Origin of the sequence: Vreelandella neptunia (assembly GCF_034479615.1) — a bacterium.
Classification (GTDB): Bacteria; Pseudomonadota; Gammaproteobacteria; order Pseudomonadales; family Halomonadaceae; genus Vreelandella; species Vreelandella neptunia.
In genome coordinates, this window is the sequence record NZ_CP140255.1 from 1,955,828 (window position 1) to 1,969,045 (window position 13,218).

The 13,218-nt window shown below is 55.3% G+C and carries 12 protein-coding genes; all 12 read left to right on the plus strand.

Annotated elements, in window-relative coordinates; genetic code table 11:
* The first annotated feature begins 2 nt into the window (after window positions 1-2).
* The gene (gene leuD / locus SR894_RS09075) at window positions 3-650 is read left to right on the plus strand and encodes a 3-isopropylmalate dehydratase small subunit (RefSeq protein WP_133730686.1); all 648 of its coding nucleotides are present in this window, start codon (window positions 3-5) and stop codon (window positions 648-650) included.
* Window positions 651-749: 99 nt separating this feature from the next.
* Complete coding sequence (leuB, locus tag SR894_RS09080) at window positions 750-1,829, plus strand: 3-isopropylmalate dehydrogenase (protein ID WP_133730687.1); 1,080 nt, start codon at window positions 750-752, stop codon at window positions 1,827-1,829.
* 274 nt (window positions 1,830-2,103) lie between these two features.
* Window positions 2,104-3,216: an aspartate-semialdehyde dehydrogenase gene (gene asd / locus SR894_RS09085; protein WP_133730688.1), complete on the plus strand. Its 1,113-nt coding sequence runs from the start codon at window positions 2,104-2,106 to the stop codon at window positions 3,214-3,216.
* Window positions 3,217-3,404: 188 nt separating this feature from the next.
* Window positions 3,405-5,672: a FimV/HubP family polar landmark protein gene (locus tag SR894_RS09090; RefSeq protein WP_133730689.1), complete on the plus strand. Its 2,268-nt coding sequence runs from the start codon at window positions 3,405-3,407 to the stop codon at window positions 5,670-5,672.
* 9 nt (window positions 5,673-5,681) lie between these two features.
* Entirely contained in the window at window positions 5,682-6,620 is a 939-nt protein-coding gene (truA, locus tag SR894_RS09095) for a tRNA pseudouridine(38-40) synthase TruA (RefSeq protein ID WP_133730690.1), read from the plus strand.
* A complete protein-coding gene (locus SR894_RS09100; RefSeq protein WP_133730691.1) occupies window positions 6,617-7,255 on the plus strand; it encodes a phosphoribosylanthranilate isomerase in 639 nt (212 codons plus the stop codon). Before truA ends, SR894_RS09100 begins: the two co-directional genes overlap by 4 nt.
* A gap of 184 nt (window positions 7,256-7,439) precedes the next feature.
* Window positions 7,440-8,627 (plus strand): tryptophan synthase subunit beta, encoded by a 1,188-nt coding sequence (gene trpB, locus SR894_RS09105; protein ID WP_208862649.1) that lies wholly within the window; start codon window positions 7,440-7,442, stop codon window positions 8,625-8,627.
* Window positions 8,628-8,650: 23 nt separating this feature from the next.
* Window positions 8,651-9,454, plus strand: coding sequence for a tryptophan synthase subunit alpha (gene trpA / locus SR894_RS09110; RefSeq protein WP_133730693.1), 804 nt, complete (start codon window positions 8,651-8,653; stop codon window positions 9,452-9,454).
* 94 nt (window positions 9,455-9,548) lie between these two features.
* Window positions 9,549-10,568 carry an acetyl-CoA carboxylase, carboxyltransferase subunit beta gene (gene accD / locus SR894_RS09115; protein ID WP_133730694.1) on the plus strand — a complete coding sequence of 340 codons (1,020 nt, stop codon included), beginning with the start codon at window positions 9,549-9,551 and terminating at the stop codon, window positions 10,566-10,568.
* Window positions 10,546-11,904: a bifunctional tetrahydrofolate synthase/dihydrofolate synthase gene (folC, locus tag SR894_RS09120; protein ID WP_244286495.1), complete on the plus strand. Its 1,359-nt coding sequence runs from the start codon at window positions 10,546-10,548 to the stop codon at window positions 11,902-11,904. Before accD ends, folC begins: the two co-directional genes overlap by 23 nt.
* Window positions 11,891-12,625 (plus strand): SPOR domain-containing protein, encoded by a 735-nt coding sequence (locus SR894_RS09125; RefSeq protein ID WP_133730695.1) that lies wholly within the window; start codon window positions 11,891-11,893, stop codon window positions 12,623-12,625. Before folC ends, SR894_RS09125 begins: the two co-directional genes overlap by 14 nt.
* Window positions 12,626-12,628: 3 nt before the next feature.
* Window positions 12,629-13,204 (plus strand): CvpA family protein, encoded by a 576-nt coding sequence (locus SR894_RS09130; RefSeq protein WP_133730696.1) that lies wholly within the window; start codon window positions 12,629-12,631, stop codon window positions 13,202-13,204.
* The last annotated feature ends 14 nt before the right edge of the window (window positions 13,205-13,218 follow it).

Consider the following 13,218-nt stretch of genomic DNA (forward strand, 5'->3'; position numbering starts at 1 on the left):
CCATGAAAAAATTTGAACGTTTTGAAGGCGTGGTAGCGCCCCTTGATCGCGCTAACGTCGACACCGATTTGATTATCCCGAAGCAGTTTTTGAAGTCGATCAAGCGAACTGGCTTCGGCGTTAACCTGTTTGACGAACTGCGCTACTTGGATGAAGGTCAGCCGGGGCAGGACTGCTCACAGCGCCCGCTGAACCCTGATTTTGTCTTGAACCAGCCGCGCTTCAAAGGCGCTGAAGTGCTACTTGCTCGGCGCAACTTTGGCTGTGGCAGTTCTCGTGAGCACGCGCCTTGGGCGCTGGAAGATTTCGGTTTCAAGGTCGTGATTGCGCCTAGCTTTGCCGATATCTTCTACAACAACTCGTTCAAGAACGGCATTTTGCTGATCACTTTCCCAGAAGATGTGGTCGATCGCCTGTTTGCCGAGGTGGATGCCAGTGAAGGCTATCAGTTGGATGTGGACTTGGAGAACCAGCGGGTCATTACACCGAGCGGCGAGATTTTAGAATTTGAAGTGGATGAGTTCCGCAAGCACTGCCTGCTGGAAGGATTGGACGATATTGGCCTGACGTTAAAAGACGAAGACGCCATTCGTGCCTTTGAGCAGAAACATAAAGCTGCGCGTCCCTGGTTATTCCGGCAGTCTGCGTAAAGGCTTTCCAGTTTTCAAAGTAGGTTTGATAGCGCGTTGCAATCCCATTGCAACGCGCAAAGCGGCTAATGTCGCTCGATAACACGTTAAGGATTCAGCATGACTCATAAGGTATTACTGCTGCCGGGTGACGGTATTGGCCCCGAGATAGCTGCTCAGGCGGCACGCTTGTTGAAGGCATGCCAAGAAGCGGGCTTGGATATTGAAGTAGAAGAGGGCTTGGTGGGCGGCTCCGCTTACGATGTTCATGGCGAGCCGCTGCCCGCGGAAACTCTCGAAAAAGCCAAAGTGGCCAGTGCGATTTTGTTGGGCGCCGTGGGTGGCCCCAAGTGGGATAAAATTGAAGACCTCTCCAAGCGTCCTGAAAAAGGCCTGTTGGGGCTGCGTAAAAATCTTGGACTGTTCGGCAACCTGCGCCCGGCAATGCTCTACCCTCAGTTGGCCAGCGCCTCCAGCCTGAGGCCGGAACTGGTGGCGGGGCTGGATATTATGATCGTTCGCGAACTCACCGGCGGCATCTACTTCGGTCAGCCCCGAGGCATTGAAGTACGCAACGGCGAGCGGGTTGGTTTTAACACCTATATCTACTCTGAAAGCGAGATTGAGCGTATTGGTCGTGTCGCTTTCGAGATGGCCCAAAAGCGCGGCAAGAAGCTCTGCTCGGTAGATAAAGCCAACGTACTGGAAGTCACTATTTTGTGGCGGGAAGTGATGGAGCGTTTAGCGCCGGAATACCCAGACGTTGAGCTTTCTCACATGTACGTGGATAACGCCGCCATGCAGCTAGTGCGCGCACCCAAGCAATTTGATGTGGTGGTGACTGGCAATATGTTTGGTGACATTCTCTCTGACGCTGCCGCTATGCTCACCGGCTCCATCGGTATGCTGCCTTCTGCTTCGCTAAACGAAAGCGGGCAGGGCATGTACGAGCCATGCCACGGCAGCGCGCCGGATATCGCCGGTCAGAATGTAGCTAACCCACTGGCCATGATGCTTTCGGTGGCCATGATGCTCCGCTACTCACTGAACGAGAACGCCATGGCAGAGCGCATTGAAGCCGCCGTCGGCAGCGTGCTGGATGACGGTCTGCGCACTGCGGATATCGCATCCGAAGGTATGCAAAGCATCGGTACCGATGCCATGGGTGATGCAGTATTGGCGGCGTTTGCAAAGCAGTGAGTAAAGTTATCGGGCTACTCCGGCGATAGGTCTACGAGGGGGCGCTGTAACCCCCTCCCTGGGCGCTACATTTGCCACTGACCGCCATGGATGGCGGAAATGCCGTAATTGCATGGACGCATTTTACGGCCATGGCAAATGCCCCCCTCTACGACCTATCCCCGGCGCCCTGGATTTCGCAGTCGTGATTACACCACTGGTCAATGTGGTTTCAAAAATCAGCGTAAAGAATTGTGTATAATACCAAGACTCATTCTTTGCAGGAGGACTTCATATGTTGAAAGTCGGTTTCGTGGGATGGCGCGGCATGGTGGGCTCAGTGCTAATGCAGCGTATGCAGGAAGATGGTGATTTCAATGGCATCGAGCCGGTATTCTTCACCACCTCCCAGGTTGGCCAGCCCGGCCCCGACATCGGTGTAGACGTACCTCCGCTAAAAGACGCCTTTGATATTGAAGCGCTCAAAGCGTTGGACGTTGTTGTCACCTGTCAGGGCGGTGACTACACCAAGCCCGTCTATAAAGACCTGCGTAGCGCAGGCTGGAAAGGCTACTGGATTGACGCTGCCAGTACGCTGCGTATGGAAGATGAAGCGACTATCGTGCTGGATCCGGTCAACCGCAAGGTCATCGATGACCAGCTAGCTAAAGGCGCCAAAACCTTTGTGGGCGGAAACTGCACCGTGAGTCTGATGCTCATGGGCTTGGGCGGTCTGTTTGAAGCCGATATGGTCGAGTGGATGACCTCCATGACCTACCAGGCAGCTTCTGGTTCGGGCGCTAAGCACATGCGCGAGCTGCTCAACCAAATGGGCCAACTGCGCGATAGCGTCGGCGAAGAGCTAAAAGATCCCTCAAGCGCGATTCTGGATATCGACCGCAAAGTAACGGCTGCCATGCGCAGCGGTGACTTCCCGACCGGTAACTTTGCTGCGCCGCTGGCAGGTAGTTTGCTGCCATGGATCGATACCAAGCTAGACAACGGCCAGAGCCGCGAAGAGTGGAAGGGCAGTGTTGAGACCAATAAGATTCTTGGCCTCGATAACAACCCGATCCCCATCGATGGCCTGTGCGTGCGTATCGGTGCGATGCGCTCACACAGCCAGGCGTTCACTATCAAGCTGAAGCACGATGTGCCGCTGGATGAGATAGAAGATCGCATCGCCAAGCACAACGAGTGGGTCAAGCTGATTCCTAATGACAAAGACGCCACCATTGCTGGCCTAACGCCCGCGGCTGCTACCGGCACGCTGCAAGTGCCGGTTGGACGCCTGCGTAAGCTGCAAATGGGCGGAGAATACCTTTCAGCCTTTAGCGTGGGTGACCAACTGCTGTGGGGCGCTGCAGAGCCACTGAAGCGTATGCTGAAGATTTTGCGCGAACAGTAATTGTCGTTGTCGCAGGTAAGTCAAAAACGGGAAGCTGTTCGCAGCTTCCCGTTTTTTTTACTCGGCAGTTTCTAGCGTTGGTAGGAAAGTGATCATTATTTGGTTAAGTTATGCTAAAACTAGCCATTAGGTTGGAAGCTCAGCTTACTTGGCACCGAATATTAAAAGGTAGGCAGTAGGGATCATTCATGAAAAAAACACTGACGTGGATTACATGGCTCTCACTGAGTGCAGTCAGTCCTCTCGCACTAGCCATTGGATTGGGCCAGGCGAGTGTCAGCTCGTATCTGAATGCGCCTTTAGATGCTTCAATGCCGTTGCTAGAGAGCAATCAATACGCGCTTAAAGATATTCAAATAAGCGTTGCCGAACCGTCAGAGTTTGCTTCAGTTGGACTTGAATGGTCACCACTAGTGGCTAATGTTCGAGCTCAAGTCAGTGAGCAGCAGGGGCAACGTCAGGTAGTCTTGAGTTCGCAACAGTCAATGGAGGAACCGTGGCTAGAGCTGCTGCTGACTATTGACTATCCAGGTGGACAGCATACCCGTGAAGTTACCCTGCTGTTTGATCCTCAGGGCTATTCTGAGACCGCGGCGCAGGGCGGTACGCTAGATAGCGCTCAAAACAATACACAAGAGAATGGCCTCAACACTTCGCAGGCGAGTAATCAGGGTCAGATTGACGCCTCAAACGCTCTCCCTGTATCTACCCTAAGTGATTCTTTAACGACAGAACAGTCCATAGGAAGCGAGGTTGCTGGTAGCAGCAGTCAAACCAGTGCCTACGTAGGCAGTGGCGATACTTTATGGGGCGTGGCCGAGCGCATAAAACCTGCTGATGCTAGCGTGCAGCAAATGATGGTTGCGCTGCTTGAAGCCAATCCTAATGTATTTCCATCAGGCAACGTTCACGATATGCGCGCGGGTCGAACGCTACAGGTGCCAGATTCCCAGCGCGTGCTGGCACGCTCTCGAGTAGATGCCGCCTCGACTATTCAGGCTATGAATGAAGCTTGGCGCTCGCGGCGTAATGGAAGTCTCCAGGAGGTGCCACTTCCCCCCGCAGAGCGCAATGTTGAAACTCTCTCGATCTCTGATTTGGCGATAGCAACTGCCCAAGCAGTGCAGAGTAACAGTATGGGTACCCCTGATGCTGGCCTGGCTGCCGCGGCTTCAGAGCCAGTCGAGTCAGAGGGGAGTGCGCCTGAAATGAGTGAAGAGGAGGCGTCTAGGGCAGAAGTCCCTGAAGGAGCGGAAGAGAGAGACGAGCAGGTCGAAGCATTAACGCCCGTGGAATTAACAGAGCAGCTTCGCTTGAGTCAGGCGACCCTTCAGCAAGTCCTTGATGAGCGTGAGCTGATGCGCGCTGAGATCAATGCGTTAGATAGTGAAGTCGGCTCGCTTAACCAGGCCTTAAGCGAGTCACTTGCTGCCCAGCAGCAGGCGCAAACGCAGCTCGCGGCGAGCAATGCCCAAAAGGCTGATCAAGATTTGATTAGTTTAATTGCTCGCTATCAGTGGCCATTAGCTGCCGTTGCTATTGTGCTGCTTATAGGGTTGCTGTTATTGCTCCGTAAGCGGCGAGAGGAGAGTTGGGAGCCTATTTCCACTTTGCAGGAGTCAGTGCCTACACCCACGGCGTCTTCAAGCGCGGATAACAGCACTGCTTCGCCTGTGCAGCCGACTACTCCTCGCCGCGATAGCAACCAGTCCCAAACCACGCCCTTCAACGTAGGCACCACTGATATACCTTTAGCCGCCAGCGAGACAGAAAAGGTCGATGAGTCACAGGCTGCCAGTACAGAGGAGGGGACAAGTGCCGAGAATGCCTCTCCCCTGTTCAGCCACCAACAGGAACCGGTGTTTTCGACCAAAGAGTGGTTTGTTAACGCAGAACCAGAAGTGCCCCCACAAGAAGCACCGTTTCACTATGAGAAAAGCCAGGCAGCAGGACTGGCAGAGCAGGGACGTCAACGCCGCTACGAGCCCTATGGAGGTGGCGCGGGCAGCGCCGAGCATACCTCGCTAGCGCCACCGCCTAGCGCACGGCCTTTGCGCGCAATGCTTGCCGCCTTTAGCACTGAATCGCCAGAAGAGGTACAGATGGACTCTGTCCAACAGACAGAGCCGAGAACCGCTACCGACGTCACTGAGGGGGGAGCGGCATCAAAGCAGGAATCAGCTGAAACGAGCGCTTCTGAAGAGGTTAGCGAACCTGGTCATCGCTTTATTGACTATCAGCCCCCAAGGCTAACAACTCCCTTCGATAAAGCTGAGCAGAGCCGTTTGGAAACGCCTATGCAACCCACGGTAGAGTTTCCAACTGAATCATCTGCTCCGTCTGAGGCATCTGTTAGACAGCCACGTAGGCCAATTGAAGAGGAGTGGGACATTGAAGAGGTAGCATTCAAGCCGCGAGGCCTGGATAATAGCGATCCTTCAAAATCTTCAAAATGATGTGGCTTGATGACGCTGTTCTATCACTTCGATGAGAAAATTCCGCTTACTGGCCGTTTGGCAATGGGTATTGAGTACGACGGTACCCATTACTGCGGTTTCCAGCGCCTTAAGCACGCCGCATCTGTCCAGGCTTCGTTAGAGGCTGCGCTGTCCAAGGTGGCCAATGAGCCTATTCAGGTGCATGCCAGCGGTCGCACTGATTCGGGTGTGCATGCCACGCGCCAAATCGTGCATTTTGACCCCACCGCGGGGCGTTCTGAGAAAGCCTGGATTTTTGGTGCCAATACCCAGTTACCGCGCGACATAGCCGTGCGCTGGGTGAAACCAGTGGGCGACGACTTTCATTCCCGCCTGTGCGCCTTAGGGCGCCGCTACCGCTACGTGCTGCTGAATCAGATAAGCCGCCCGGTATTGGAACGTACCAATGTGACCTGGTGCCGTGACCCCTTAGACGCCGATGCCATGCACCGGGCCGCCCAGGCGCTGGTAGGTGAGCACGATTTTTCCAGCTTCCGTGCCGCTGGCTGTCAATCCAAAACCCCCTGGCGGCATATGCACTTTGTGGACGTGAAGCGGTACGGCCAGCTGGTGATGATCGATATTCAAGGCAACGCGTTCTTGCACCACATGATTCGTAACATTGCTGGAGCGCTGGTGAGCGTCGGACGCGGTGCCCAGGCTGAAGCTTATATTGGTGAACTTTTAGCGCTTAAAAACCGTCGCAAAGGGGATGTTACAGCTCCCGCCTGCGGGCTGCATTTTGTCGATTCGGTTTACGATGAGCGCTTTGATTTGCCTAAAGAGCCGCTGGGGCCGCATCTGCTCTCGTTTACCGGAGAGTGGACTGGAGAACGTGAGCTTCCTGATACGCCACGGGTGGCCTATCGGCGCAATCGCTCGCTGCGTAACCCGGCAGCTACCCCTGAGCAGGAGGCGTCGTCATGAGCACTGCTCCGCTAACCCGCACCCGGATCAAGTTCTGTGGCTTTACCCGTGGTGAGGATGTTGACCGCGCCGTGGCGCTGGGCGTGGACGCCTTGGGTTTCGTTATGTGGCCCAAAAGTGCGCGCAGTGTGAGCGTCGAACAACTGGCGGCGCTCTCTGCCCGCGTGCCCGCCTTTGTGACCCGCGTGGGGTTGTTTGTCGACCAGCCTGCAGAGCTCATTGAGCAGTGCGTGCCCTATCTCGATATGCTTCAGTTTCACGGCAATGAATCGCCCGATGAGTGCCAGCGCTTTTCGTTACCCTGGATGAAAGCGTTGCGCATGCGTGATGAGATAGATCTTGCTCAGGAGACAGAGCGCTATCATCACGCCCAGGCGCTGCTGCTTGACGCTTATCGGCCGGGAACGCCAGGGGGCACGGGGGAGACCTTTGATTGGTCGAGAATCCCCGCAAATCTTGCAAAACCTGTTATCCTCGCCGGTGGGTTGAGTGCTGATAACATTGCTGACGCTGTGCGTCAGGTAGCGCCCTATGCCGTGGATGTGTCTGGCGGTATTGAAGCCTCCCACGGCTGTAAAGATGCTGACAAGATGGCGTGTTTCGTGCGTCAAGTGGCATTAGCCGACACCCGTTAGCGTTCGCCGTTTATGTGCGACTAGTTTGTGTGTAATTTATACGTATTGCTTATAGGTATTTTATCGAGCTACGTGTTTACGACGATTCATTTATTGTTTGCCTGTTCTGGCGATCTTGTGAGGTATCCCTGTGACTGTTTCTGCGACGCCTGCACCAAAAACCAAGTTCAGTGATCTGACCCAAATGCCGGATGCCCGCGGTCATTTTGGCCCTTACGGCGGTCGATTTGTGTCAGAGACCCTGAGCTTTGCGTTGGAAGAGTTGGAGAAAACGTACTCAAGCTTGCGTGATGACCCCGACTTTCAGGCTGAGTTTGACTACGATCTTGCCCACTATGTGGGGCGTCCATCGCCGCTCTACCACGCCAAACGCTGGTCGGCGAGTCTTGGCGGTGCACAGATTTGGTTGAAGCGGGAAGATCTGAATCACACTGGCGCTCATAAGGTAAACAACACCATTGGTCAGGCGCTGCTGGCCAAAAAAACCGGCAAGCCACGCATTATCGCGGAAACCGGGGCGGGCCAGCATGGCGTTGCCTCGGCAACCGTCGCCGCTCGCTTAGGGCTTGAGTGCGACGTTTATATGGGGGCTGAAGACGTCCAGCGCCAAAAGCTGAACGTGTACCGTATGCGCCTATTGGGCGCCCGGGTCATTCCGGTAGAGTCAGGTACCCGCACCCTCAAAGACGCCATGAACGAAGCGCTGCGTGACTGGGTCACCAACGTTGACAACACCTTCTATATCATCGGTACCGTGGCCGGCCCGCACCCTTATCCGCTGCTGGTGCGCGATTTCAACGCCGTAGTAGGGCGCGAAGCGCGCCGTCAGTCGCTGGAGCAGATCGGCCGTTTACCTGACGCACTGATTGCCTGTGTGGGCGGTGGCTCTAACGCCTTGGGTCTGTTCTACCCCTTCGTGGAAGATGACGACGTGGCCATGTACGGCGTTGAAGCCGGTGGCGATGGCGTTGAAACCGGCCGTCACGCGGCGCCGTTGGCATCCAATGCGCCGCGAGGCGTGCTCCACGGTAACCGCACCTACTTAATGTCAGATGAAGCCGGGCAGGTGTCGGATACGCACTCCATTTCAGCCGGCCTGGATTATCCTGGCGTAGGCCCAGAGCACGCGCTGTGGAAAGACGTGGGGCGGGTCTCCTATGTGGCCGCTAACGATAAAGAAGTGCTCGAAGCGTTCCGTGAGCTGACCCACATGGAAGGCATTATGCCCGCCCTTGAGTCGGCCCATGCGCTGGCTCATGCCAAGGTATTGGCGCCTACCATGCGTCCTGACCAGCATATCGTGGTTAACCTCTCCGGGCGTGGCGACAAAGACATCATGACCGTTGCTAAGATTGATGGCATCGAATTTTAAGGTCAGCTTTTTTAAGGGCGAGCATGAACCGTATTGATCAGCGTTTCAGTGAACTTAAGCAGCAGGGACGCAAGGCCCTGATTCCTTACATCACCGCAGGTGATCCAGCGCCGCAGTACACCGTGGGGTTTATGCATGCCCTGGTGGAAGCAGGCGCTGATGTGATTGAGCTAGGCGTGCCTTTTTCCGACCCCATGGCGGATGGCCCGGTGATTCAAAAAGCCTGTGAACGTGCGTTAAAGCAGGGCACACGGCTGATTGACCTTATGCAGATGGTCAAAGAGTTCCGCCAAACCGATACCACCACACCGGTTGTGTTAATGGGCTACTTGAATCCCATTGAGCGTATCGGCTACGAAAACTTTGCCGATCAAGCCGCCAGCGTGGGCGTTGACGGTGTGCTGATTGTGGATATGCCACCTGAAGAGGCCGACGAGATTGGGCCGCTGCTGAAATCGCGGGATTTAGCGGCGATTTTTCTCGTTGCACCTACCACTTCTAATGAGCGTGCCGCTACAATATGCGCCCATGGCGAGGGCTACCTCTACTACGTTTCGCTGAAAGGCGTGACCGGTGCCGCCACCCTGAACGCAGACGATGTGGCTGAGCATTTGGCGCCGCTGCGGGGGATGACCGATTTACCGCTATGTGTTGGTTTCGGTATCCGCGACGGTGTGACTGCCGCAGAAGTAGCTAAAGTCGCCGATGGTGTGATTGTAGGTAGCGCTTTGGTTAACCGTATCGCTGAAAGCGTCGATGCGCCGGAAACCATTGCGGGCCAGTTGAAAAGTGTATTAGCAGAGATGCGTACGGCGATGGATGCCTAAGGCAAAATGCTTTATCGCCTATACTGAATAGATTCACGACACTCATCGAGCCTGGTTCTGCCAGGCGTTGACGTATAACGGAAGCCTTTTTGATATGAGCTGGTTAGACAAGATCGTACCCTCTATGGGTCGCATCCAGCGTAAAGACCGTCGCGCTAGCGTGCCCGACGGCCTCTGGCGTAAATGTCCCAAGTGCGAAGCGGTTCTCTACCTCCCTGAGCTAGAGAAACATAACAGCGTCTGTCCCAAGTGCGATCACCATCTGCGCTTGACTGCACGCAAACGCTTGGACTGGTTCTTGGATAAAGCAGGACGCGAAGAGATCGCGGCGGAAATCGAACCTAATGATCGGTTGAAGTTTCGCGACTCTAAAAAATACAAAGACCGCCTGACCGCGGCGCAAAAAGATACCGGCGAGAAAGATGCGCTGGTCGCTATGCGCGGTGAGTTGGACGGTTTGCCGGTGGTCGCCGTTGCCTTTGAGTTCACCTTTATGGGCGGCTCAATGGGGGCCGTAGTTGGCGAGAAGTTTGTTCGCGCCGCTACTCTGGCGCTGGAAGAGAATATCCCGCTGGTATGCTTTGCCGCCTCCGGTGGTGCCCGCATGCAGGAAGCGCTTTTCTCGTTGATGCAGATGGCTAAAACATCCGCCGCGCTTGAAAAGCTCAAACAAGCGGGTGTGCCGTATATTTCTGTGCTTACGGATCCCGTCTTCGGCGGTGTTTCAGCCTCACTAGCCATGTTGGGTGACTTGAATATTGCCGAACCCAATGCCTTGATTGGTTTTGCCGGCCCGCGGGTTATCGAGCAAACGGTGCGTGAAACCTTGCCAGAGGGGTTCCAGCGCAGCGAGTTTCTGCTTGAGCATGGTACTGTCGACATGATCGTTCATCGTCATGAAATGCGTGCCCGCGTGGGCAGCGTGCTGCGTAAGTTAACGCATCACGACGCAACCCCGGTGAGTTCGACCAATCCTGATGATGCTGAGGTTGTTGAGCCTATCGTTGAGGAAGATACCTTAGCGGAAACTGCTGACGTCACCTTTGAGAAGGTTGAAGCGCCCCAGAAGGACACCAGTACCGCTAAGAGTGATGACCATTCACGCAATGCCTGACTCTCTACAGACACCTTCTTTGCCGCTCTACTCTTTGCAGCAGTGGCTCCAGCATTTGGAAACGCTGCATCCGGTAGGGATAGATATGGGCCTGGAGCGGGTCTCGCAGGTTGCCAAGCGGATGGGGCTGCTTTCAAGCCCCATCGCCCCCCGGGTCATTACGGTAGCAGGCACCAATGGCAAGGGCTCAACCCTTGCCATGATTGATAGCGTTGCCCGTGCCCATGGTTGGCGAGTGGGTACCTACACCTCTCCCCATTTATTGCGCTACAACGAACGCGTTAAAATCGACGGCCAGGAAGCCGACGATCAATTGCTGGTGCAAGGTTTTGAGCAGGTTGAGCGTGCGCGATTGCAAGGCGGTGAAATCAGTCTGACCTATTTTGAAGCGGGTACACTGTGCGGGCTGTGGTGCTTGGCCAATGCCAAGCTGGATCTTGCGGTCCTCGAAGTGGGGCTGGGTGGTCGCCTTGATGCAGTCAATATTATTGATGCGGACGTGGCCATTGTTACCACTATTGCTCAGGATCACGCTAACTTTTTAGGCACCGATTTAACCCAGATTGGCCGCGAGAAAGCGGGTATTTTTCGGGCCAATCGACCCGCCGTGTTAGGCAGTCAAACCTTACCTTCCAGTGTGGCTGAATGTGCTCAGGTACTAGCAGCGCCTATGTTTGGTTTGGGCCAGCAATTTGCCCATAAGGCGATGGACTCTGAGCCTTCTCGATGGTGCTGGCAGGGGCAGCAGGTGGATGGGCAACGCATTGTAATTGATGACCTTCCCGAACCGGGGCTGCCTGTTGATAACGCCGCCACTGCTTTGCAGGCGCTTGTGCTTGCAGGGCTTGGGTTAGAAGTGGCGCGCGTGCAAGCAGCGCTGAGTTCTGTGCAGTTGCCAGGGCGGTTGCAGTGGATTGGGCCTTGGTGCCTGGATGTGGGGCATAATCCTCATGCCGCCGAGTATGTCGTTCGCCACTTGCCGCGACCGCCGGAAGATGGCCGACAGTGGGGCCTTATCGGCATGTTGAATGATAAGGATATTGACGGTGTCATACAGGCGTTAGCGTCTCGTATTAGTGATTGGGTATGCGTTTCGCTGAGTGGGGAGCGAGGTTGCCAGGCAAGCGAGTTGTCGCAACGTATTATAGCTCAGGGAGGGCGAGTGCATTTTCGCGCTGATTCGCCGCAAGCTGGCGTCGATTGGCTCGCTAACGTGTTAACGCCCAATGATCGTGTCTTGGCCACCGGGTCGTTCTTTACAGTAGCGGCACTGTTAGCTCGGCCACTGCCAACAGGCGCTGTGTCGCTTGATGGAGACGGAAATGAAATACGGTAAAACGGAACGCATTAGCGGTATTGTGATTCTACTCGCGCTACTGGCGATCTTTGTGCCGTGGTTAATGAGCGACCCCGCGCCTAGGGAAGAGCGTCCCCAGCCGAACTTTGTGATCGAGCAACCCGTTGAAGTGGAGCGCCGTGACGTTCCTGCACCGGAAAGGCCTTCAACCATTGGCGAGCAGTCGCTATCGTCAGCGCCCCGTAATGAAGAGGGGGATATGCCTATTGACGTCGATCCGAGGTTACCGGAAACCGATCAAATTGCTGCTGCTAATCAGTCGTCCTCCAGTCCCGAGGCGGCGGGATCCAGTGAGCCCGATGAAGCTCCGTCAATCTCTGATAGTGACCCTATTGCTGACCTGATTGCCAGCAATAGTGGCAGCGCCCAAAGCAGCAGTGAAGACTCGTCGCAAAGCTCTTCACAGGACTCTTCACAACGTTCATCGCAAAGCTCCTCGTCTAGCTCTTCGCCCCCCGCCGCCAGCGCTCAGGGAGAGTGGGCGGTGCAAGTCGGCAGCTTTGGTGAGCCCGGCAATGCGCAGCGCCTTAGCGAGCAACTTTCGGGGGAGGGGTTTACTGTTTATCAGCGTGAGCGGGACAATAATATGACCACCGTCTTTGTGGGCCCTTATGCCACTTCTGAAGAGGGTGAGTCCGCCATGACCTCGATCAAAGAGCGAGCCAATGTGCAGGGCCTTCTTGTTCGGGTAAGAGACTAAACCATGGCGTTAACATGGATTGATGCGGTTTTCTTGGCCGTGCTGGCGCTATCAATGCTAGCCGGATTCGTTAGAGGATTTGTTCGCGAAGCATTGGGTTTGGCAGCCTGGGTCGTTGCCTTAATGGTTGCCCGAGTACTTGCCGAACCGGTGGCCGAACTGATGAGCGGGTTTATCGATAGCTTTGATGCCCGCCTGGTACTCGCTTTTATACTGGTGATTTTTGCCGTTATTTTGCTTTGCGGCATAGTGATTCGCTTGGTGCATGCGGCGATTGAATGGGTGGGCATGGGGCTTTTGAACCGCGTGGCGGGGGCCGCTTTTGGCGTTGCCCGCGGAGCGGTTATTCTGCTTATTGCTACTGTATTGATTACCCTAACACCGCTGGCGGAACTGCAGGCGTGGCAACAAGCTGAGCTGCGCCCAACCTTTATTCAACTGCGCGATTGGGCGGTGAGCCAGTTAGATCAGTGGGATCGCGAGCTCCCAGAAGCGCCATCGTCGCTGCGCAACATCTCTCTACCTGAACTGCGTCTGCCCGGTGCGGCGGAGCGTGAGGTTATCCCAGCAGGTGATTGACCTGCTACTGAAGT

What these genes read in the sequence shown, in the direction of transcription:
- leuD (WP_133730686.1), top strand. Translation starts at nt 3, where the DNA reads ATGAAAAAATTTGAACGTTTTGAAGGCGTGGTAGCGCCCCTTGATCGC.
- leuB (WP_133730687.1), top strand. Translation starts at nt 750, where the DNA reads ATGACTCATAAGGTATTACTGCTGCCGGGTGACGGTATTGGCCCCGAG.
- asd (WP_133730688.1), top strand. Translation starts at nt 2,104, where the DNA reads ATGTTGAAAGTCGGTTTCGTGGGATGGCGCGGCATGGTGGGCTCAGTG.
- SR894_RS09090 (WP_133730689.1), top strand. Translation starts at nt 3,405, where the DNA reads ATGAAAAAAACACTGACGTGGATTACATGGCTCTCACTGAGTGCAGTC.
- truA (WP_133730690.1), top strand. Translation starts at nt 5,682, where the DNA reads ATGACGCTGTTCTATCACTTCGATGAGAAAATTCCGCTTACTGGCCGT.
- SR894_RS09100 (WP_133730691.1), top strand. Translation starts at nt 6,617, where the DNA reads ATGAGCACTGCTCCGCTAACCCGCACCCGGATCAAGTTCTGTGGCTTT.
- trpB (WP_208862649.1), top strand. Translation starts at nt 7,440, where the DNA reads ATGCCGGATGCCCGCGGTCATTTTGGCCCTTACGGCGGTCGATTTGTG.
- trpA (WP_133730693.1), top strand. Translation starts at nt 8,651, where the DNA reads ATGAACCGTATTGATCAGCGTTTCAGTGAACTTAAGCAGCAGGGACGC.
- accD (WP_133730694.1), top strand. Translation starts at nt 9,549, where the DNA reads ATGAGCTGGTTAGACAAGATCGTACCCTCTATGGGTCGCATCCAGCGT.
- folC (WP_244286495.1), top strand. Translation starts at nt 10,546, where the DNA reads ATGACCATTCACGCAATGCCTGACTCTCTACAGACACCTTCTTTGCCG.
- SR894_RS09125 (WP_133730695.1), top strand. Translation starts at nt 11,891, where the DNA reads ATGAAATACGGTAAAACGGAACGCATTAGCGGTATTGTGATTCTACTC.
- SR894_RS09130 (WP_133730696.1), top strand. Translation starts at nt 12,629, where the DNA reads ATGGCGTTAACATGGATTGATGCGGTTTTCTTGGCCGTGCTGGCGCTA.